This window comes from Stenotrophomonas sepilia, from assembly GCF_003244875.1.
Taxonomy (GTDB): domain Bacteria; phylum Pseudomonadota; class Gammaproteobacteria; order Xanthomonadales; family Xanthomonadaceae; genus Stenotrophomonas; species Stenotrophomonas sepilia.
Genome location: NZ_LXXZ01000026.1, coordinates 245,054 through 266,971, shown reverse-complemented (window position 1 = coordinate 266,971; position 21,918 = coordinate 245,054). Strand labels below are relative to the sequence as shown.

Sequence of the window (21,918 nt, the reverse complement as noted above, 5' to 3'; positions counted from 1 at the left end):
AACCGCCCATTGTACCCGCTCGCCACCACCGGCCCGGGCTCAGGCGGTGGCCCCGATCATCTCGCCCAGCGTGCCGGTGATCTGGTCGATCTGTGCCTTGTCCACGATCAGCGGCGGCGACAGCGCGATGATGTCACCGGTACAGCGCACCAGCAGCCGGCCATCGTGGAAGCAGCGCCGGAACACCTCGTAGCCGCGGCTGCCAGGTGCATCGCGGCGCGGTGCCAGCTCGACCGCGCCGACCAGGCCGAAGTTGCGGATGTCGATCACGTTGGGCAGGCCCTGCAGCGCGTGCAGCCGTTCCTGCCAGTACTCGCCCAGTTCGATGGCGCGCTCGAACAGGCGCTCCTCGGCGTAGACGTCCAGTGTTGCCAGCGCTGCGGCGCAGGCCAGCGGGTGCCCCGAGTAGGTATAGCCGTGGAACAGCTCGATGGCCTGCGGCGGGGCCTGCATCAGCGTGGCATGCACGGCGTCGCTGGCCAGCACGCCGCCCAGCGGCACCGCGCCGTTGCTGACCGCCTTGGCAAAGGTCAGCAGGTCCGGGGTGACCCCGAAGCGTTGTGCGGCGAAGGGCATGCCGACCCGGCCGAAACCGGTGATGACCTCATCGAACACCAGCAGGATGCCGTGGTGGTCGCACAATTCGCGCAGGCGCTGCAGGTATCCGGGCGCGGGCAGGATCACCCCGGCGGAGCCGGCGATGGGCTCGACGAAGACGGCGGCAATCGTCGAGGCGTCATGCAGCGCGATCAGCCGTTCCAGGTCGTCGGCCAGCTCCGCGCCCTGGCGCGGCAGGCCCCTGCTGAACGCGTTGCGCTGCAGGTCCAGGGTGTGGCGCAGATAGTCCACGCCCCCCAGCTGCAGGCCGAACGCCCTGCGGTTGTTGGGCAGACCGCCCAGTGCCATGCCACCGAAACCGACGCCGTGATAGGCCTTCTCGCGGCTGATGAAGCGCGTGCGCTGGCCCTCGCCACGCTGGTGGTGGTAAGCCAGCACGATCTTCATCGCGGTATCCACCGCCTCCGAGCCGGAGCTGGTGAAGAACACATGGTTGAGCGGGGCCGGAGCCAGTGCGGCCAGCCGCTGTGCCAGCGCGAAGGCCGGCGGCGAGCCCATCTGGAAAGCGGGCGAGTAGTCGAGCGTGCGTGCCTGCGCGGCGATGGCCTCGACGATGCGCGGTCGCGCGTGGCCGGCGTTGCAGCACCACAGGCCGGCGGTGCCGTCAAGGATCTGTCGGCCATCGATGTCTTCGTAGTGCATGCCTTCGGCGCGGACCAGCATGCGTGGTGCCGCCTTGTACTGGCGGTTGGCGGTGAATGGCATCCAGTAAGCGTCCAGTGACTCGGGGCGCTGTGTGGCCAGGTCGTGCAGGTCGCTCGCGGAACGCTTCATGCCAGCTCCATCGGGTCCGATGCGATGAATGTAGCGCAGCCACGTCACGGCGGAGTCGCGGTGACCCCGGTATAACCAAGGTTCGTTGAATGCTGGAGCTTCCCATGGCCGATTTTCCCGACCGCAGCCATTGGCAGGCGCTGGCCCTCCAGCTGTCGATGCCAGGCCAGGCCTTCATCGATGGCCGCTATGTCGATGCAGCCAGCGGCGCCCGTTTCGACTGCGTCAGCCCGATCGACGGTCGCGTACTGGGGGCGGTCGCCGACTGCGACGCGCAGGACGTGGAGCGCGCGGTACTGGCCGCGCGGCGCAGCTTCGAGGCGGGGCACTGGTCGCAGGCAAGCCCGTCCCATCGCAAGCGCGTGCTGCTGGCCTTGGCGGCGTTGGTGGAAAAGCACGCCGACGAGCTGGCCCTGCTGGAAACCCTGGACATGGGCAAGCCGGTGCGTGATGCGCGCCGCATCGACCTGCCAGGCGCGGTGCGCTGCCTGCGCTGGACCGCCGAGGCCGTCGACAAGCTGTACGGCGAGATCGCGCCGACCGGCCCGCACGAACTGGGACTGGTCACGCGCGAGGCCGCCGGGGTCGTGGCCGCGATCGTTCCGTGGAACTTTCCGCTGCTGATGGCCTGCTGGAAGATCGCGCCTGCATTGGCCATGGGCAACTCGGTGGTGCTCAAGCCGTCCGAGCGCTCGCCCTTGAGTGCGTTGCGGCTGGCGGCGCTGGCCGCCGAAGCGGGCCTGCCAGAGGGCGTGCTGAACGTGCTGCCGGGGTACGGTGCGCGCGTCGGTGAGCCGTTGGCCCTGCACATGGATGTGGACGTGCTCGCCTTCACCGGCTCCACCGCCACGGGCGCGAAGCTGCTGCAGTGTTCCGGGCGATCCAACCTCAAGCGGGTCTGGCTGGAGTGTGGCGGCAAGAGCCCGCATGTGGTGTTCGCCGACGCCCCTGATCTGGACGCCGCCGCGAAGGCGGTGGCACAGGGTATCTTCTTCAACCAGGGCGAGGTCTGTACCGCAGGTTCGCGGCTTCTGGTACAGCGTTCGATCCGCGAGGATTTCGTGCATCAGGTGGTTGCCTATGGCCAGCACATGCACCCCCGCCATCCATTGGACCCCGATGCGCCGATGGGTGCGCTGGTGGATGCCGCGCACCTGGACAAGGTGATGGACGATATCGCGCGCGCCGAAGGCGAGGGCGCCCGGTTGCTGCTGGGTGGGCGGCGCGCCGAAGTGGAAGCCGGCGGCAGCTACGTCCAGCCCACCGTGTTCGACCAGGTGCGTCCGGAGCAGGCACTGGCGCGCGAGGAAGTGTTCGGGCCGGTGCTGGCCGTGCTGGGGTTCGAAGACGAGGCCGAAGCGGTGCGCGTGGCCAATGACAGCCGCTACGGCCTGGCCGCCGGCCTGTGGACACGGGACCTGGGGCGGGCCCACCGCGTCGCGCGCCAGCTGCGCGCCGGCAGCATATGGGTGAACGGCTGGGATGGCGGCGACATGACCGCTCCGTTCGGTGGCTACAAGCAGTCCGGCAACGGGCGCGACAAATCGCTGCATGCGTTCGACAAGTACAGCGAGATCAAGGCCACCTGGATCCAGTTGTAACGACGCGACTGCTGGACGGCTGTTCGCTCTCTGTAGAGTCGAGGGATGCTCGACTGCCGTTCGTTCTTCTGTAGAGCCGAGCCATGCTCGGCTGCATCTCGCGAAGAGAAGAACCGTCGAGCATGGCTCGACGTTACAGAGGCGCCTGGCCCCTCGTTGGCATCGGTGTCGGCTGAAACCATCGTGCCGTACCGCCGCCTGCCCGTGGCAGAATCGGGCGATCTGCCATTTCCCATGTTGCCGATGTCGACGATCACCGCTGCCGCGCCGCCCGTGAATTCCCCCCGTCGTGTTCTGCTGGCCAGCCTGATCGGTACCACGATCGAGTTCTTCGACTTCTACATCTACGCCACGGCCGCGGTGCTGGTGTTCCCGCACCTGTTCTTCCCGGACAGCAGCGAACAGGCAGCCTTGCTGCAGTCGCTGGCAACCTTCGCGGTGGCCTTCATCGCACGCCCGGTTGGCTCGGCAGTGTTCGGCCATTTCGGCGATCGCATCGGCCGCAAGGCCACCCTGGTGGCTGCGCTGCTGACCATGGGGCTGTCCACGGTGCTGATCGGCCTGCTGCCGACGCACGCACAGATCGGGCTGTGGGCGCCGGCGCTGCTGGCGCTGTGCCGTTTCGGCCAGGGCCTGGGTCTGGGCGGGGAGTGGGGCGGGGCAGTGCTGCTGGCCACCGAGAACGCACCGCCGGGCAAGCGTGCCTGGTACGGCATGTTCCCGCAGCTGGGTGCACCGCTCGGCTTCCTGCTGTCGGCCGGCATCTTCCTGGTGCTTGGCCGTTGCCTGAGCCAGGCCGACTTCCTGCAATGGGGCTGGCGCATTCCTTTCGTGGCCAGCGCGCTGCTGGTCGGCCTCGGCCTGTGGGTGCGGTTGAACATCCACGAGACCCCCGACTTCAAGCAGGCGCTGGAGCGCAAGGCGCCGGTGCGGCTGCCGATGTGGACGGTGCTGCGTGACCACCCGGTGCCGATGCTGCTGGGTACCCTGGGCGCGTTCGCCACCTTCGTGCTGTTCTACCTGATGACCGTGTTCAGCCTCGGCCACGGCACGGCCGTGCTGGGTTACAGCCGCGAGCAGTTCCTGCTGATGCAGATGGCCGGCATGCTGTTCTTCGCGCTGGGCATCCCGCTGTCGGCGCGCTATGGCGACCGTTGGGGGACGCGCCGCACGATGATCGTGGCCAGCGTGCTGATCATCGGTTTTGGCGTGCTGTTCGCGCCGCTGTTCCAGCCGCACAGCCCGTGGATGGTCACCGCCTTCCTGTGCCTGGGCCTGTTCCTGATGGGCCTGACCTATGGCCCCTGCGGTACCTTCCTGGCCGAGATCTACCCGGTGGAGGTGCGCTACACCGGCGCATCGCTGTCATTCAACCTGGCCGGCATTCTGGGTGCGGCACCGGCGCCGTACCTGGCCACCTGGCTGGCCGAACGCTTCGGCCTGGTCGCGGTCGGCTACTACCTGTGCCTGACTGCGGCAGCGACGCTGTGCGCGCTGGTGGCACTGCACCGGCGCGCGCTGCGGTTCAGCCAAAGAAGCGCTTGAGCGTGCGTCCCAGCCAGCCACCGCCTTGGTGCTCGCGGGTGAACTGGTTCAGGTGCGCCTTGACCTGTTCGGCATAGGCCTGATCATCGCCGCGGATGTGGTTGAACAACCAGCGCGAGAGCATGGTGCGCAGTTCGTCGCTGATGTCCTCGCCGGCCTGGAAGCGCAACCGGTACTCGGCCACGCGCTTGATGAAGATCTCATGCACGCGCTTGTGCGCTGCACAGAACGGGTAGCCCGCCTCCTCCATGAGCTCTTCCTCGAACGCGAAGTGCGACATGGTGTAGTCGACGACTTCGTCGATCACTTCACCCACCGCTGCACGCTGCAGGCTGGTCTGCGCCACGTGCAGGTGGTTGAGCATCTCGATGATGCGGCGGTGTTGTTGGTCGATCACATCGATGCCGATGTTCAGATCGTCCTGCCAGACCAGTAGTGCCATCCCCGGCTCCCCTTCATGCGTATGTCGGGGCCGACTGTAGAGCTGCCGTGCGGGAACGGCGTTGATCTGGATCAAAGCGAGCCGGTCAGGTCAGCGCAGGCTCGCGTGGACGCAGCGGGCTGGCCACCGTGGTGCAGCTGACCCGGTTGCGGCCACCGGCCTTGGCCAGGTACAGCTGGCGGTCGGCCTCGGAGATCAGCCGGTGCAGCGCATCGCGCTGCGGGCGCAGGCAGCACAGGCCGATGCTGACCGTCATGCGCAGGGTAGCGGTGCCGATGTCCACCTCCAGTGCGGCGATGCGCTGGCGCAGCTCCTCGAAGTACAGCAGCGCCTCGTCCTGTTCCATGTCTGGCACCAGCAGGCAGAACTCCTCGCCGCCGAAGCGCGCGATCAGGTCGTGGCTGCGTGCATGCGCGGTCACCGCGCCGGCCACCGCGCGCAGCGCGTCGTCGCCTGCTTCGTGGCCATGGGTGTCGTTGATGTGCTTGAAGTGGTCGATGTCGATCATCGCCACCGCCACGCATTGGCCGTGCAGCTGCAGCTGCGGCAGCTGGCGCTGGCTCTGCTCCAGGAAGAAGCGCCGGTTGGGCAGGCCGGTGAGGAAGTCGCGGGTGGCCAGGTCCTGCAGGGTGCCGATCAGTTCCAGCTGGTCCACGTTCTGCGAGACGCGGCAGAAGAACTCCTCGCGCGAGAACGGCTTGCGCAGGAAATCGTTGGCGCCGTTCTTCAGGAAGCGCGGGATCAATGAGGCGTCGGTATTGCCGGAGATGCCGATCACCGCCACCTTGTCGCGCGAGCGCAGGGTGCGCAGGCGACGGGTGAATTCCACGCCTTGCATGCCGGGCATTTCCTGGTCGACCACCGCCAGGCGGATCGCCGGATGCGCCTCGATAGCAGCCAGGCCCTCGTTGCCGTCGGCGGCTTCGTGCACCTCATGCCCATACATCCGCAGCAGGGCGGCGGCATAGCCACGTGCGGACGGCGAATCGTCCACCACCAGCGCGGCGATGCGCCGGTTGCGTTCCAGCCGCTGCACCAGCCACACCAGGTAGTCGATGCTGCCCGGGGTATTCTTCAGCACGTAGTCGATGATCTGCTGCTGTAGTACGCGCTTGCGCAGGTCCTCGTCGTAAACGCCGCTGACCACCACCGTCGGCAGGTCGCGCTTGAGGAAGAACTCGACCACTGCATCGCGGTCGCCGTCGGCCAGCACCAGTCCGGTCAGCACCAGGAACCAGCCCCCGCCTTCGCTGAGCAGCCGGTCGGCCTCGGCCAGGGTGGAGGCAATCACCACCGGCAGTTCCAGGCGCTGCTCGATGGCTTCGCGCAGCATGCCGGTGAACGCACGGGAGTTTTCGACCAGCAGGATCCGCTGCGGCAGCGGATCGGCCAGGTCGCCATCGACGGCGGCCTGCGGCAGCACGGGCATGATGCGGTGGCTCACGAGGGAGGGGCTCGGCACGGATAGCGGCGGTTTCGGGTGTAACTTTAGCGGGGCAGTATGCCCTGCGTGTCGTTCGGCGATCAGGCGGGCGATGTGAATGACGCCGCTGTGCCCGCAATGGATTCGTGCAGGACGAACCGGAGCCGGTTGCCACGGCAATGCACCGTACCGCCGTAGGCCATTATCCGGCCGGCCAGACGCTCCGTGGCCTGCTGAACGGTCCCACTCGACAGCGTGCAACTGCGGTCAAGCAGGCCCACGACCACCACAATGCCGCGGCGGTCGCCAGCCTGGCCGCTCCGGGCGCGCACGCTGACCTGTCCCGACTCCAGCTCCAGCAGCAGCGACACCGCCTCGATCAGCGAGCGATAGATGGCGAGCTGCAGGTCAACAGTCAGCATGCAGGGGTTCCCCTCCAGCCGGGGCGGTATCACGCGATGGGAGTTGTCCCAGTTCTCGCACGCGCCGCCAACGCGCAGCGCGATATACAGCCCAACCTGCTCCAGCCCCGTGGGGTAGACCAGACTGGCCTGTTCACGGAACAGCCGCGAGTGCACGGATGAGGCGTGCTGCAGGCTGTTGGCCACCGCATGATGCCCCTGCGCCTTCAGCCAGCTGACCATCTCGCCGAGCGAGCTGTCCATGCCTTCGCCGAGTTGCCTGAGATGGGAGGCGCGCTCGCGAAGTTCACGCTCACGGATCTGATGCGAACTACGTGCCAAGCGCAATGTGGTTTCCTCAGCCAGTCCACGGGACCGTGCACGTTCGTGGTGATAGCTGATGCTGGATCCCAGGGCGAGCAGTGCGACACTCATCACGGCCATGTTCTGCTGGGTGGCGAAGGTGCCCAGGTCGAACGAGGACGGTAGGCCGGTGCTGGGAGTGGCGAAATGGAGTGGAAGGTTCAACAGCGGAATCGCGATGGCAGCGCCACGCCACCCATGCATGAAGGTCAGGGCGATCGCCGGTAGGGAGGACAGCAGCACCAGGTGGGTGCGTGTGGTGTGGGCGCTGATGGCCGTAAGCTGCATGCACAGGGCCAGGACCAGCATCACCAGGATGGCCGTGACCGTAGGTGCAGCAAAGCGGCGCGTCCAATTGGGGGCCGCGTCTCGTCGCGACCAGAGGAATGCCAGTGGCACGAGGGTAATGATGGCGGCGAAGTGGCCAAAGATCGTGCGATCAACTGCGCTAAGCAGGTTGCTCGGCGGCGGGTTCGACCACAGGGCGAATGAAATGCCCATATTGAGAACCGGGACGAACAACGCCGTGCAGAAGGTCAGCGACAGCAGCCAGAGGCCGGCGGCGGACTCCGATGGCATTCTCATGCGGTGCAGGTGGACCACCAGCATCGCCATCGGCATCAGCAGCGTCGAGGCCAGGATGACCCAGGCCAGGCCGTAGCTGTCGATCATGGGGATGCGCAGGGTTGCGAAGTAGGCGTACTCGCCAAGCAGCAGGTAGGGCCACAGGCGGGTCGGGACGATCAGGAGTGCCGCTGCCCGGATGCCCGCTGGCAGGAAGAACTGATCCAGCGAGAACTGACGCGAGACAAGGCAGCTCAAAGCGTAGACGGCCGCGAGTGCGATTCCGACGGGTCGGATCCGGAAGCTCAGTTCAATTGCTTCTTTGAATCGGTCCAAGCCCCGCCTCTTGCCTCCCGGCCAATGATGACTGGCCACGTCCGTAGACATTATCGACAGTCGGAGAAGGGCGCAATCGAGGTGTCTGGCCTCCCTTTGCGCTGCAATTGCCGGCTTCCTGCGCTTCGTGGCCCTACACGGTCAGCAGTGCGTCGGCATAGCCACCAGCGGACGGTGAATCATCCACAATCAGCGCGTCCTCGGTTCGATCACGTTGCAGCCGTTGCACCCGCTACATTCGGCAGTTGATGCTGTCCACTGTGTTCACTATCGCGCAATCGACAATGTCCTGCTGTTACACGCGCCTGTCCAGGTCATTTGTCGCAGATGCAGCTGACCCGCACCGTGGGCGGGTTTCGCTACGGGTATTGGCGATTTCGGACGCTGCATCGGCGTGGCATGGGTTTGCATCGATCCAGTCGATTATGTCCCATGGGCTTTACGGAGTCCGCCCGGTATATGCTGATGCGATTGGGGGTAGCATCCTGCTTGATCCGTATTGCATCCAACCTGGAGGTTAGTGTGGGAAATTTCCGAATTCATGCATTTGCTGGTGCGTTGATGTTGGTGCCGGTATCCGTTCTTGCTTTTGCCCCGAGTGACGACCATGGAATCAAGATGGCCGGCCAAGGACTCGGCCAGTCGATTCCGCAGGCACAGGACCTGAGCGTGGATCCCGGCTGGTTGGTCTATGGGTTCGAGCGCGATGGTATGGATTATTTCCAGGTAAACGATCTCGCGGGCCACGTGCACATCGTGATCGGCAATGCTGCGGGCACGTTCTGGGTACTGCCGGCAGGTGACCCATCTGCGAAGGTGTCGTTGCCTGAGCAGCGCCTGCCTGTTCCCGCCAAAGCCACCAGGACGGTTGTCTATCGGTCCCCCGCATTCACGCTGGTCAGATATGCAAGCGGAGCTGATGTCTTGTGGGCGGTAGAGGCACCCTGATACCGCCTGTTGCCGGGATATCGGAGAGCTTCAGTGTCAGACTGCATGGGCACCCGGATGTTCGCCGGGTGCCCATGACGCCTTTGGCCAGCGGGATGAGCGGGACGTTCATGCGATACCGCTGCCTTGGTTCGATCCGATCGCTTGACTGTGAAATGCGCTACTGCAGCGCAGAGGGTGCAGGGCAGCTGTACCGTGATGGAGCACTGGGCTGTGTCTCAAGTTTTGTTTCACGGTCGAGGAACAGGATCCTGACCCGGTTGCGATAGCAGTCAACGGTCCCGTCATAGGGCAGGGTTCGCCCGGTCAGCCGCTCGAACGCTGCCATGGTTGTCTGCTGGGAAAGGCGCCGACGCGACTCCAGCAGCGACACGACCATGAGGATTCCGCGCCTGGAGCCCATTCCGCCGCATCTTGCACGAATGCGAATCTGTCCACCTTCATGCTTGAGAAGAATGGAGACTGCATCAATCAGTGTCCGGTAAGCGGCCAACTGCAGTTCCACGCTCAGGTTGCAGGGGTCGCCTTTCAGATCAGGGCGGAGAACGCGCTCCGTCAGCGTCCACGACTCACGGATGCCACCAGCCTGCAAAGCCACGTAAAGCCCAAGATGCTCCAGACCCGAGGGATAGACCATGCTTGTCTGTTCGCGAAGGAGCCGCGAATGTACATTCGAAGTATGCAGAAGGCTGCTGGCCACTGTGTGATGTCCCTGGGCCTTGAGCCAGTCGGCCAGCTCCACCAGTGAGGTATCAATGCCGTCGCCGAGCTTGCGAAGGTGCAGGGCACGCTCACGCAGCTCCATCTCGCTGGCCAATTGCGAGCTCCTCGCAAGATGGATGGCGTCCCTTTCCCCCATCTCGCGCAGCCTGTAACGATGGTAGAAGTGGGTGATGCGTGATCCGAGCAACAGCAATACGATGCCGCTGATCGCCATGATCTGCTGGGTGATGAAGGCCGCGGGATCGAATGCGGTGGGATGGGTGTTGGGCGTGGTCAGGCCGATGACCATGTTGAGCACCGGTACTGCAAGGGCGGCACCCTTCCAGCCATACAGGCAGGTAAGTGCGGCCGCGGGGAGTGCCAGCAGCAGCAGGAGCGTTGCCTTCAGCGCAACCCAGTCTGCGGGCAGTTGAGTTGCTGCTATCCCGATCAGGAGCATCGATGAAAGTGCCGCCAGCATCGGGGTCTTTCGTCCAGCGTTCCACTCCTGCCCCAGGTCCTGTCGCGCCCACAGCATGGCGATGGGGGCCACCGTCAGAATGCCGATGAAGTCGCCCACGCTGTAACGCGCCGCACTGGTCAGGAAGGGCGTGGAAGGGGGTGTTGGCCAGAGCAGATGGGAAAAGCTGAGGTTCAGCAGCGTAACTACGACGCTGGAAGCGGCGGCAATCAACAAAAGGCCGATCGTCTGCGACTCCGCCATCAGTCGCCGTTGCAGCTTCACAATCAACATCACTGCGGGCATGAGGAACGCGGAGGCAACAATGACCCATGTCAGGCCGTACTTCTCGATCATTGGCACGCGGGACTGTGCAAAGTACGCATATTCGCCCAGCAGCAGATACGGCCACAGGCGCGGCGGGCACAACAGTACGGCCGCCACCCGGATGCCGGCTGGCAAATAGAACTGATCCAGCGACAGCTGTCGGGTTGCCCAATAGGCAACTGCATAAAGCAAGGCAAGCATCAGGCCAGCCGGACGAATGCGCACCTTCAGCAACAATCCTTCTTTCCACCAGTCCAATCGCACGTCCCCCTCTCCTACGTGTCCCCTGTCAGCTTCCATTCGCCGCGAGGCCCGGTTTCTCAGGACGTTATCGGTCTGCGAACGATTATGCAATTGCACAGCGGCGCATTTAGGGAGTTGACCAACCATCCATCACAGATGTTGCGTGAAAATCTGTGACGTGTGCAGCACGATCAGCGCTGCGGTGCGCCTGTCAGAGCGTTCAATCCAGGAGATGCGGAATCTTCACCACAACGCATCCCGCAGCTTGTACCAGGACATCGCCGCCACCAGCAGCGGCGTGCGCAGCAGCCGGCCGCCGGGGAAAGGCGCATGCCGCAGGCGCTGGAACACGTCCAGGCGCTCGCTCTGGCCGGCAATCGCGGCGGCGATGACCTCGCCGGCCAGCCCGGCGGCGGCCACCCCATGGCCGGAGAACCCCTGCGCGAAGTACAGGTTGCCGTCCAGCCGGCCCCAATGCGGAGCGCGGTTGCGGGTGATGTCCACGTAACCGCCCCAGACCTGCTCCAGCGGCACGTCGGCCAGTTGTGGAAACACCTGGTGCATGCGCCGCTGCATCACCCTGTGCAGGCCGGGTGGGGGCAACGCCGAGTAACTGGCGCGGCCGCCGAACAGCAGCCGGTGGTCGTGGCTGAGGCGGAAATAGTCCAGTGCCCACGCGGTGTCGGCCACGGCCATGTTGTTGCCGATCAGGGCGCGGGCGCGCTCGGCCCCCAGCGGCGCGCTGGCGCCGATATAGGTGCCGACCGGCATGATCCGCCGTTCCAGGTCGGGCAGCAGGCCCTGCAGCCAGGCATTGCCGGCCACCACCAGATGCGCAGCGCGCACGCTTCCCTGCGCGGTATGCAGGGTGGGCTGCGGTCCGCGCTGCACGCGGGTCACTGCGGAGTTCTCGTGGATCACCACGCCGGCCGCACGTGCCGCATCGGCCAGGCCACGCGCATAGGCCAGCGGGTGCAGGTGCGCGCTGTGCGGATCGAACATCGCGGCGCGGTAGCGCGGGCTGTCCAGCTGTGCGCGCAGCGCATCACGGTCCCACCACTGCATCGGGTAGTCGTAGTGGCGCTGAAGATGCTCGCAGTTGGCGCGCAGGTCGCGCTCATGGCGCTCGCGGATGGCGACGCTGGCGTGGCCCTCCACCCAATGGCAGTCGATACCATGGCGGTCGATGCGCCTGCGCATCGCCTGTACTGCGTCGCGCGACCAGTCGAACAGGTGGCGCGCATCGTTACGGCCGAGCTGACGCTCCAGTTCGTCCACCTCGCAGCCATAGCCGACCAGCACCTGGCCACCATTGCGGCCGGACGCGCCCCAGCCGATCCGCTGTGCGTCCAGCACCACCACGCGTTGGCCACGCACGGCCAGTTCCAGTGCGGCGGTCAGGCCGGTATAGCCGGCGCCCAGCACCGCAACGTCGGCCTGCACCTGCCCCTGCAACGCGGGCAGTGCGGGCGGTTCGGGCAGGCTGGAGGCATACCAGCTGGGCGGAAAGGCGGCGCTCACTGCAGGCCTCGTGGGTGCAGTGCGGGCGGGCGGAGCAGGGCAGGTCGATCAGCGTTCACCCCGGTAGTTTCGCCGATGCATGGCAGCTGTGGTGTGACGGCAGCGACTTGCCGCCGTTGCCAGGCGACGGGTAACGTGTCGGCACGCCAAGGAGTCTTCCCATGCGCCGCCTGCCCTGGGTGGGCCTGCCCACCGACAGCACCGTGCTCGGCCACCACCGTTTCGCGGTGGCCGGCGAGAAGTATGTGCGCGCGCTGGCCGAGGCGGCCGAGGTGACCCCGGTGGTGTTGCTGAGCCTGCAGCCACCGTTGCCGGCCAGCGACTGGCTGCTTGGGCTCGATGGCCTGCTGTTGACCGGCGCGGTCAGCAACATCGAACCGCAGCACTACGAAGGCGGCCGCAGCTGGCCAGGCAATCCGCATGACCCTGCCCGCGATGCCAATGCCTTCGCGCTGCTGCACGAGGCGCTGGCGCTGGACCTGCCAGTGCTGGCGATCTGCCGGGGCTTCCAGGAGTTGAACGTCGCACTGGGCGGCACCCTGCATCCGCAGGTGCATGCGGTGCCCGGCCTGGCCGACCATCGCGACGACCCGCAGGCGCCGGTGGACGTGCAGTATGGGCCGGCCCATGCGGTGACCCTGGCCGCCGACGGCTGGCTGGCGCAGTGGCACGGCAGTGGCCGCGCGCAGGTCAATTCGGTGCACGGACAGGGCATCGCCCGCCTCGCGCAGGGCCTGCAGGTCGAGGCCATGGCCGATGACGGACTGGTCGAGGCGGCGCGCAGCCTGCACCATGGATTTGTGCTCGGCGTACAGTGGCATCCGGAGTGGCGTGTCACGCAGACGCCGTTCTATCACGCTATTTTCCGTGCGTTCGGCCAAGCTTGCCGGCAGCACCAACAGAACCGACTGGATTCCCGATGAGTTCCCGAACGCGCCCGCGCAAGACGGCCACGCCCCCCGCACCGCAGGAAAGCAGCCTGCTGCGCTGGCTGAAGGAGCGGCGCATCACCGAGGTGGAATGCCTGGTGCCGGACATCACCGGCAACGCCCGCGGCAAGATCATTCCTGCCGACAAGTTCTCGCACGACTACGGCACGCGCCTGCCGGAAGGCATCTTCGCCACCACCGTCACCGGCGAGTTCCCTGACGACTACTACGAGCTGACCTCGCCGTCGGACTCGGACATGATGCTGCGCCCTGACCCGGATACGGTGCGCATGGTGCCGTGGGCAGCCGATGCCACCGCACAGGTCATCCACGATTGCTACACCAAGAGCGGCGAACCGCACGAGCTTGCGCCGCGCAACGTGCTGCGCCGCGTACTGGCGGCTTATGCGGAACTGGGCCTGCGCCCGGTGGTGGCGCCGGAGCTGGAGTTCTTCCTGGTGCAGAAGAACACCGACCCGGACTTCCCGCTGCTGCCACCGGCCGGTCGCTCGGGGCGCCCGGAGACCGCGCGACAGTCGTACTCGATCGACGCGGTCAACGAGTTCGACCCGATCCTCGACCTGATGTACGACTACGCCGATGCGATGAAGCTGGACGTGGACACGCTGATCCACGAATCCGGCGCAGCACAGCTGGAGGTGAACTTCACCCATGCCGATGCGATGGACCTGGCCGACCAGGTGTTCCTGTTCAAGCGCACCATGCGCGAGGCGGCGATGCGCCACGGGGTGTACGCCACGTTCCTGGCCAAGCCGATGGAAAACGAGCCCGGTAGTGCCATGCACATCCACCAGAGCCTGGTGCGGGTGAGCGATGGCAGCAATGTGTTCGCTGGCGAGACCGATGCTGAGGGCGAGTTCAGCCCGGTGTTCGGCCACTACCTGGGCGGCCTGCAGAAGTACGCGCCGCAGGCGATGGCGTTCTTCGCGCCGAACGTGAATTCCTACCGGCGCCTGGTGTTCGGCGAAGTCTCGCCGAGCAACGTGCACTGGGGCTTCGACAACCGCACCTGCGGCCTGCGCGTGCCGCTGGATACGCCGGAAAACATGCGCGTGGAGAGCCGTTTCGCCGGCTCCGACGCCAACCCCTACCTGGCGATGGCCGCGACCCTGGCCTGCGGCCTGCTCGGCATCCGCGAGCGGCTGGCGCCGGACGCGCCGGTGACCGGCAGCGCGAAGGAACTGGGCTACAACCTGCCGCGCTCGCTGGGCGAGGCACTGGACGGGCTGGAGCAGTGCAGCGAGCTCCAGGCCCTGCTGGGCGAGCGTTTCTGCCGCGCCTACATCTCGGTCAAGCGCAAGGAATACGAGACCTTTTTCCGCGTCATCAGCTCGTGGGAGCGCGAGTTCCTGCTGCTGAACGTCTGAGCATCTGGAATAGAAAAATCCGCCGCCGGGGGGTAGGCTGGCACCCGTCGCCGGCCCCGCCGGCCCCCCTTCCCGCATTCTGGAGCACCCGATGAAGCTGCGTATCCTCACGCTCGGCCTGGCCTCCGCCATGCTTGCCGCCTGTGGCGGTGGCAACGGCGGCGCGCAGGACAGCCAGGTCCTGAACGTCTACAACTACAGCGATTACATCGCCGAGGACACCATTCCGACCTTCGAGAAGGAGAGCGGCATCAAGGTGACCTACGATGTGTTCGACAGCGATGAGATGGTCGAGACCAAGCTGCTGGCTGGCAACAGCGGCTACGACGTGGTGGTGCCGACCCTGAACTTCTTCGGCCGCCAGATCCAGGCCGGCGTGTTCCTGCCGCTGGACAAGAGCAAGATCCCGAACCTGGCCAACCTCGATCCGGCGGTTATGAAGCGCATCGCCACCCAGGATCCGGGCAACCAGTACGGCGTGCCGTACATGATCGGCACCACCGGCATCGGCTACAACGTGGACATGCTGAAGCAGCGCTTCGGCGGCAGCACCGATATCGCCAACAGCTGGGACCTGGTGTTCAAACCGGAGAACATCAGCAAGATGAAGGACTGCGGCGTGACCATCCTGGACACGCCGGCCGACATGATCCCGATCGCGCTGCATTACCTGGGCCTGGATCCGCACAGCGGCGACCCGGCCGAGCTGCAGAAGGCGGCCGACCTGCTGAAGTCGATCCGCCCGTACGTGCAGAACTTCCACTCCTCGCAGTACGTCGGTTCGCTGGCCAATGGCGGCACCTGCCTGGTGGTCGGCTGGTCGGGTGACATCATCCAGGCCCGCGACCGCGCCGAGGAAGCCAGCAATGGCGTGCACGTGGCTTATTCGATCCCGAAGGAAGGTGCGCCGCAGTGGTTCGACATGCTGGCGATCCCGAAGGACGCCAAGCACCCGGAAGCGGCTTACAGGTTCATCAACTATCTGCTGGAACCGAAGGTCGCCGCGGCCAACACCAACTTCATCCACTACGCCAACCCGATCCCGGCCGCGACACCGCTGGTGGACGAGGCGATCCGCACCGACCCGACGATCTACCCGCCGGCCGACGTGGCCGAGAAGATGTTCACCTACTCGATCAACACGCCGGAGACCGACAAGCTCTACACCCGGCTGTGGACCGAGGTGAAGACCGGCCGTTAAGCCGGTCTGGCGCCGCCGGGCCTTGCCCGGCGGCCGCCTTGCTTCACCGCTTCACCGTGCCGGAATCGGTACCGTCGGCCTGGTCAAGGTGCCTCAGGATGGCCGGCAGCAGGTCGCGTGCATCGCGGCCGCCGTTGCACAGGAACGACGAACTCATCCGCTGCAGGTTGTGCATGCCGATGAAGAACAAGCCCGGTTGCGGGGAAACGCCAAACTCGCCCAGCGGATAGCCGTGGGCATCCAGCGCGCCCTGCACATCGAGCCAGGGCCACTCGGCGACGAAACCGGTGGCCAGCACCACCGAGCGGATGCCTGCCGCCTGCAGATCCAGTTCATCCGGGGCTATGTCCGGCTCCCAGTGCAGATAGACCTCTTCGGGAATGTAGCGGGCATCGTCGGTGCGCGGCTCGGGCCGCGTGGCGTAGTACGCGCTGGCCAGCGAATCGAGATAGGCGTACTCGGCCCGCGTCGCTTCAATCGCGGTGCGAAGCTGCGGGCGGACATCGGCGAAGCGGGCGGTGTTTCCATTGAATTCCTGCAACCGTCCCAGCAACCTGATCCCTGCGCGGTGCATCGCCAGCAGGCTGATCGAACTGCCCAGGCCGGCGCCTCCCTTGCCGGAAATCAGGGGGAACTCCGCGGTGCGGGCCTTGCGCAGCGCGTCCGGCTCGCCTGCCAGTACGGCCGCCGATTGGCTTACGTGTTGATGGATGCGCCCGGCCATGTCCCACCAGGTCATCGAGTCCTTGCCGCGCAGCCGACGGGTGTGCGAATGACGATCGGCCAATGACCAGTACACGCTGCGACCAGCGTCGCACAGGTCCTGGGCGATCTGTGCGCCGGATTGGCCGCCGCCGATGACCAGCACCGCGCCCGGGGGTAGCTGGCCGGGACTGCGGTAGTCGCTGGAGTGCAGCACGGTGAGGCCTGCTGCGGGCGCGAAAGGGGCCCGGGGCAACCGCGCCCGGCGGTATTCACCGGTGGCGACCACCACCGCCTGGGCATGGATCAGCCCCCGGCTGCTGTCGATGGCATAGCCACCGGACTCCGGCCCGACCCGATGGACCACGCACCCCTCGCTGATCGGCAACGCGCGCTCGTCGGCATAGTCGCGCAGCCGTCGGATCACTTCCGGGGCCCCCATGAACCCTTCCGGGTCATCCCCGGCATAGGCATGGCCATGCAGGGCCATCGTCGCGTTGGCGGTGTTGGTCTGGAACGAATCCCAGCGCCGCCGCCAGCTGGCGCCCACGGTTTCGGCCTCCAGCACGCGATGCTCGACGCGGGCCTCCTGCAGGAGCGCGCTGAGCGACAACCCGGCCTGGCCGGCGCCGATGATGACCAGCGGCAGCCGTGCAGGCAGGCAGCCCGGCAGGCGGGGCGGGAAAGGGGAGGGGCTGTCCGGGGAAATCACCAGGGGCGGTCCATGCAAGGCCTAGATGCGGGACATTGCGCGGGGAATGTCCGGGGCTTTCAATGGATCCCGTTCTGAAAAATGTTGCAGATCGGGCTGCCGCCCGCAGTGTCTGGCCGGGACGGCTGCAGGGTCGTCCAGGGGAGCCCGGGCCGTGGGGCGGACAGGCCACCATCGCGGGGAAAACCGACACGCCCTCGGGGGCCCTGGGCGGGCCAGCGGCCGCTTCCACCCACTCCCGTCATATCCCCTTCGGCCCCCGGCCGTTAGAATGACCGCCGCTGTCCACCGCCCGCTCCCGGAGCCCCCATGCCCGTTGAAGCCCAGCCGGTAGCCACCGTCGTCGACACGACCGGTGCGCCCGGCTATCTCTCCATTCGCGACCTGCGCAAGGAATTCGACGGTTTCGTCGCCGTCGACGACGTCAATCTGGACGTGCGCAAGGGCGAGATCTTCGCCCTGCTCGGTGGCTCCGGCAGTGGCAAGTCGACCCTGCTGCGCTGCCTGGGCGGCTTCGAGACGCCCACCAAGGGCAGCATCACCCTCGATGGCCAGCGCCTGGACGCACTGCCGCCGTACCAGCGGCCGGTCAACATGATGTTCCAGTCCTATGCCCTGTTCCCGCACATGACGGTGGAGCAGAACATTGCCTTCGGCCTGAAGCAGGATGGCCTGGGCAAGGACGCGATCGGCAAGCGCGTCGGCGAGATGCTGGACCTGGTGCAGATGGGCCACCTGGGCAAGCGCAAGCCGCACCAGCTGTCCGGCGGCCAGCAGCAGCGCGTGGCGCTGGCGCGGTCGCTGGCCAAGGGGCCGAAGCTGCTGCTGCTGGACGAGCCGATGGGCGCACTGGACAAGAAGCTGCGCTCGCAGATGCAGCTGGAACTGGTCAGCATCATCGAATCGTCGGGCGTGACCTGCGTGATGGTCACCCACGACCAGGAAGAAGCGATGACCATGGCCACCCGCATCGCGGTGATGGATGCCGGCTGGATCCAGCAGGTCGGCAAGCCGGACGAGGTCTACGAGCAGCCGGCCAACCGCTTCGTTGCCGAGTTCATCGGTTCGGTCAATCTGTTCGATGGAGTGATCGACGAGGACCTGCCCGAGTATGTGACCGTGCGCTCGCCGCTGTTCCCGGCGCCGATCTACATCGCCCATGGCATCACCTGTTACGAAGGGCAGCCGGTCGCATTCGCGCTGCGCCCGGAAAAGGTGATGATCGGCAAGGACGAGCCGGAAGGGCACACCAACAAGGCCCAGGGCGTGATCGAGGACATCGCCTATTTCGGCAGCCATTCGGTCTACCACGTGCGCCTGCCCAGCGGTGCCAAGGTGCTGGCCAATTTCGCCAACTCGCAGCGCTGGGCCAGCGATGGCCTGACCTGGGGGGACAGCGTGTGGGTGCACTGGCGCGACAACGACGGCGTGGTGCTGACCTCATGAGCGTCGCCGGCCTGAAGCGCTGGCTGCCGGGGCTGCGTGCCACGGTGATCGGCATTCCGTACCTGTGGCTGCTGCTGTTCTTCGCGGTGCCGTTCCTGATCGTGCTGATGATCAGCTTCTCGCTCAGCCGGGTCGGCTCGCCGCCGTACACCTGGCTGCTCCAGTACGCGGACGGCGGCTTCTCGCTGAAGCTGAACCTGGAAAACTACCTGGCGCTGTTCCGCGATTCGATCTATGCGCAGGCTTTCCTCAGTTCGATCAGGATCGCGGCGATCTCCACCTTCCTGACCCTGCTGATCGGCTACCCGATGGCCTATGCCATCGCGCGCCTGTCGCCGGCCGCGCGCAACGTGGCGATGATGCTGGTGGTGCTGCCGTCGTGGACCTCGTTCCTGATCCGCGTGTACGCGTGGAAGGCGATCCTGGACCGCAATGGCCTGCTCGACCAGTTCCTGCAGTTCACTGGCCTGCAGACGCTGATGACGTCGATGGGGCTGCCGAAACTGCAGCTGATCGATACGCCGACGGCCGCCTACATCGGCATCGTCTACTGCTACCTGCCGTTCATGGTGCTGCCGCTGTACGCCAACCTGGTCAAGCATGACCACCGCCTGCTGGAAGCGGCCTACGACCTCGGCGCCAAGCCGTGGCAGGCGTTCCTGCGCATCACCTTGCCGCTGTCCAGGGCCGGCATCATCGCCGGCTGCATGCTGGTGATGATCCCGGCGGTGGGTGAGTTCGTGATCCCGGAAATGCTCGGTGGTTCGGAGACGCTGATGGTCGGCCGCCAGCTGTGGAACGAGTTCTTCAACAACCGCAACTGGCCAGGCGCCTCGGCGATGGCGGTGGCGATGATCCTGTTGCTGCTGGTGCCGATCCTGCTGTTCAACCGTTCCCAGCAGCGCCTGCTGGAAGGGAAGCAGGCATGAGCCCGCGTACCGCCAAGGGCCTGGGTCTGGGCGTGCTGCTGCTCGGCTTCGCCTTCCTGTACCTGCCGATCCTGCTGTTGATGTTCTATTCGTTCAACAGTTCGCGGCTGGCGATGGTCTGGGCCGGGTTCTCCACCCGTGCCTACAGCGACCTGTTCGCCGACCGTGCGCTGATGGATGCGATGTGGACCAGCCTGGTGGTGGCGTTCTGGACCGCCTGCACCGCCACCGTGCTGGGTACGCTGGCGGCGATGGTGATGACCCGTTTCAAGCGTTTCCGGGGCAAGCCGCTGTTCGGTGCGCTGGTCACCGCGCCGCTGGTGATGCCGGATGTGATCCTGGGCTTCTCGCTGATGGCGCTGCTGGCCTCGATGGGCGCGATTCCCGGCTTCCCCGCGCGTGGCCTGGCCACCATCTGGATCGCACACGTGACCTTCACCCTATGCTTCGTCACCGTGGTGGTGTCCTCGCGCCTGCAGGAAATGGACCTGTCGCTGGAAGAAGCGGCGATGGACCTCGGTGCCAGCCGGTTGACCGTATTCACCCGCATCACCCTGCCGATCATCGCGCCGGCTCTGGTGGCGGGCTGGCTGCTGGCCTTCACGCTGTCGCTGGATGACGTGGTGGTGGCCAGTTTCGTGGCCACGCCGGGCTCGACCACGCTGCCGATGAAAGTGTTCGCCTCGGTGCGCATGGGCATCAGCCCGAAGATCAACGCGTTGGCCACGCTGCTGGTGTCGGCCGTGTCGATCGCTGCAGTGATCGGCTGGTACATCAACGCCCGCGCCGAGAAGCGGCGCCAGCGTGACCTGCAGCTGGCACGGCAGGACAACGGCTGAGCACACGGTCTGTCGACAGCGCCGGCAACATCCGGCTCACGGCCGGCGGCGCACAATGGGGGTCACTTTGATGGAGACCCCCCATGACCGTCGAGATCATCGACCCGGCCACCGGCCAGGTGACCTACCGCCATGAACTGATGGGCGCTGCTGACATCGAGCAGCGCCTGCAGGCCGCCGCCGATGCGTTCCCCGGCTGGGCCGAGCGTTCGCTGCAGGAACGCGGCGCGATCCTGCGCCAGATCGCGGCGCAGCTGCGCACGCGCCGCGACGACCTGCAGCAGGCGATGACCCACGAGATGGGCAAGCTCAAGGCCGAAGCGCTGGCCGAGGTCGACAAGTGCGCGGCGGCCTGCGAGTACTACGCCGACCATGCGGCCGACTATCTCAAACCGCAGCTGATCGACACCGAAGCGCAGCGCAGCTATGTGCGCTACGAGCCGATCGGCTGCGTGTTCGCGGTGATGCCGTGGAATTTTCCGATCTGGCAGGTGTTCCGCTTCCTCGCACCGGCGTTCATGGCCGGCAACGTGGCCCTGCTCAAGCACGCCAGCAACGTGCCGCAGTGTGCCGACCTGATCCTGGCGGTGTGCCGTGATGGCGGCCTGCCGGACGGCGTGTTCGACGTGCTGCACATCGACAACGACCAGGCCGCCGACGTGCTGCGCGACGCACGGGTGAAGGCGGTGACGCTGACCGGCAGCGAGCGGGCAGGGCGCTCGATCGCCTCCAACGCCGGCAGCCAGTTGAAGAAGTCGGTGATGGAGCTGGGTGGCAGCGATGCCTTCGTGGTGCTCGACGATGCCGACCTCGACAAGACGGTTGCGGCAGCGGTGAAGTCGCGCTTCGACAACAGCGGGCAGACCTGCATCGCGGCCAAGCGGTTCATCGTGGTCGAGGCGGTAGCCGATGAATTCACCCGTCGCTTCGTTGAAGCTGCGGCCGAGCGCCAGTACGGCGACCCCGATGAGCGGGGCACCACGCTGGCGCCGATGGCCCGTGCCGATCTGCGCGATGAACTGCACAAGCAGGTACAGGCCAGCGTGGCCAAGGGGGCGCGTGTGCTGATAGGCGGCGAGCCGATTGCCGGCACCCATGCCGGCTATCCGGCCACGGTGCTCGACCAGGTCGGCCCGGGCATGCCGGCCTACGACGAGGAACTGTTCGGTCCGGTGGCTGCGGTGATCCGGGTCGCTGATGAGAGCGAGGCACTGCGCGTGGCCAACGACACCCGCTTCGGCCTCGGCGGCAGCGTGTGGACGCGCGATCCGGTGCGCGGCGAAGCTTTCGCACAACGCATGGAATGCGGCGCCGCGTTCGTCAACGCGATCGTCAAGAGCGATGCGCGGCTGCCGTTCGGCGGCAGCAAGCAGTCTGGGTTTGGCCGGGAACTGGCCGACCACGGCATCCATGAGTTCATGAACATCAAGACCGTTTACGTAGCTTGATGCCGAATGGCAATGCCGGCCGCTGGCCGGCATTGCCCTGGTTGCCGGCCAGCGGC

At 66.1% G+C, this 21,918-nt stretch carries 17 protein-coding genes; 10 read left to right on the top strand and 7 right to left on the bottom strand.

Annotated features, from left to right (window positions below; translation table 11 throughout):
• Positions 1 to 39: 39 nt before the first annotated feature.
• Positions 40 to 1,392 (bottom strand): omega-aminotransferase AptA, encoded by a 1,353-nt coding sequence (gene aptA / locus A7X97_RS03655; protein WP_088497696.1) that lies wholly within the window; start codon positions 1,390 to 1,392, stop codon positions 40 to 42.
• Positions 1,393 to 1,496: 104 nt separating this feature from the next.
• Between aptA and A7X97_RS03650 the strand changes: the two genes are divergently transcribed.
• On the top strand, positions 1,497 to 2,993 hold the full coding sequence (locus tag A7X97_RS03650; RefSeq protein ID WP_072166770.1) for an aldehyde dehydrogenase: 1,497 nt from the start codon (positions 1,497 to 1,499) through the stop codon (positions 2,991 to 2,993).
• Positions 2,994 to 3,236: 243 nt separating this feature from the next.
• Positions 3,237 to 4,538, top strand: a complete 1,302-nt coding sequence (locus tag A7X97_RS03645; RefSeq protein ID WP_072166939.1) for an MFS transporter — start codon at positions 3,237 to 3,239, stop codon at positions 4,536 to 4,538.
• Here A7X97_RS03645 and A7X97_RS03640 read toward each other — a convergent pair.
• The 3 genes from A7X97_RS03640 to A7X97_RS03630 form a co-directional block, all read right to left on the bottom strand.
• A complete protein-coding gene (locus A7X97_RS03640; RefSeq protein ID WP_049416324.1) occupies positions 4,519 to 4,980 on the bottom strand; it encodes a bacteriohemerythrin in 462 nt (153 codons plus the stop codon). The genes A7X97_RS03645 and A7X97_RS03640 overlap by 20 nt on opposite strands.
• 85 nt (positions 4,981 to 5,065) lie before the next feature.
• On the bottom strand, positions 5,066 to 6,409 hold the full coding sequence (locus A7X97_RS03635; protein ID WP_049416322.1) for a diguanylate cyclase: 1,344 nt from the start codon (positions 6,407 to 6,409) through the stop codon (positions 5,066 to 5,068).
• Positions 6,410 to 6,504: 95 nt separating this feature from the next.
• A complete protein-coding gene (locus tag A7X97_RS03630) occupies positions 6,505 to 8,067 on the bottom strand; it encodes an MASE1 domain-containing protein (protein WP_111007598.1) in 1,563 nt (520 codons plus the stop codon).
• 489 nt (positions 8,068 to 8,556) lie between these two features.
• Between A7X97_RS03630 and A7X97_RS03625 the strand changes: the two genes are divergently transcribed.
• Positions 8,557 to 9,015: a hypothetical protein gene (locus A7X97_RS03625; RefSeq protein ID WP_229766026.1), complete on the top strand. Its 459-nt coding sequence runs from the start codon at positions 8,557 to 8,559 to the stop codon at positions 9,013 to 9,015.
• A gap of 160 nt (positions 9,016 to 9,175) precedes the next feature.
• Here the strand turns inward: A7X97_RS03625 and A7X97_RS03620 are convergent, their stop codons facing one another.
• A complete protein-coding gene (locus A7X97_RS03620) occupies positions 9,176 to 10,768 on the bottom strand; it encodes an MASE1 domain-containing protein (RefSeq protein WP_088497760.1) in 1,593 nt (530 codons plus the stop codon).
• A 222-nt stretch (positions 10,769 to 10,990) separates the two neighbouring features.
• The gene (locus tag A7X97_RS03615; protein ID WP_088497697.1) at positions 10,991 to 12,268 is read right to left on the bottom strand and encodes an NAD(P)/FAD-dependent oxidoreductase; all 1,278 of its coding nucleotides are present in this window, start codon (positions 12,266 to 12,268) and stop codon (positions 10,991 to 10,993) included.
• Positions 12,269 to 12,429: 161 nt separating this feature from the next.
• Here A7X97_RS03615 and A7X97_RS03610 point away from each other — a divergent pair, with 161 nt between their 5' ends.
• From A7X97_RS03610 to A7X97_RS03600, 3 genes are all read left to right on the top strand, one after another.
• On the top strand, positions 12,430 to 13,191 hold the full coding sequence (locus A7X97_RS03610) for a gamma-glutamyl-gamma-aminobutyrate hydrolase family protein (protein ID WP_088497698.1): 762 nt from the start codon (positions 12,430 to 12,432) through the stop codon (positions 13,189 to 13,191).
• A complete protein-coding gene (locus A7X97_RS03605; protein ID WP_049416306.1) occupies positions 13,188 to 14,585 on the top strand; it encodes a glutamine synthetase family protein in 1,398 nt (465 codons plus the stop codon). Before A7X97_RS03610 ends, A7X97_RS03605 begins: the two co-directional genes overlap by 4 nt.
• 91 nt (positions 14,586 to 14,676) lie before the next feature.
• Entirely contained in the window at positions 14,677 to 15,786 is a 1,110-nt protein-coding gene (locus A7X97_RS03600; protein WP_005415924.1) for a polyamine ABC transporter substrate-binding protein, read from the top strand.
• Between the two features lie 43 nt (positions 15,787 to 15,829).
• Here the strand turns inward: A7X97_RS03600 and A7X97_RS03595 are convergent, their stop codons facing one another.
• Entirely contained in the window at positions 15,830 to 17,218 is a 1,389-nt protein-coding gene (locus tag A7X97_RS03595; protein WP_227837370.1) for a flavin-containing monooxygenase, read from the bottom strand.
• 291 nt (positions 17,219 to 17,509) lie between these two features.
• On the opposite strand from A7X97_RS03595, the gene A7X97_RS03590 reads away from it, so the two are divergent.
• The 4 genes from A7X97_RS03590 (at position 17,510) to A7X97_RS03575 (ending at position 21,862) form a co-directional block, all read left to right on the top strand.
• Entirely contained in the window at positions 17,510 to 18,646 is a 1,137-nt protein-coding gene (locus tag A7X97_RS03590; RefSeq protein WP_111007597.1) for an ABC transporter ATP-binding protein, read from the top strand.
• The gene (locus tag A7X97_RS03585) at positions 18,643 to 19,575 is read left to right on the top strand and encodes an ABC transporter permease subunit (RefSeq protein WP_049469494.1); all 933 of its coding nucleotides are present in this window, start codon (positions 18,643 to 18,645) and stop codon (positions 19,573 to 19,575) included. The genes A7X97_RS03590 and A7X97_RS03585 overlap by 4 nt, the downstream gene beginning before the upstream one ends.
• Positions 19,572 to 20,414: an ABC transporter permease subunit gene (locus tag A7X97_RS03580; protein WP_005415928.1), complete on the top strand. Its 843-nt coding sequence runs from the start codon at positions 19,572 to 19,574 to the stop codon at positions 20,412 to 20,414. Before A7X97_RS03585 ends, A7X97_RS03580 begins: the two co-directional genes overlap by 4 nt.
• Before the next feature lie 83 nt (positions 20,415 to 20,497).
• Positions 20,498 to 21,862: an NAD-dependent succinate-semialdehyde dehydrogenase gene (locus A7X97_RS03575; protein ID WP_111007596.1), complete on the top strand. Its 1,365-nt coding sequence runs from the start codon at positions 20,498 to 20,500 to the stop codon at positions 21,860 to 21,862.
• Positions 21,863 to 21,918: the final 56 nt, after the last annotated feature.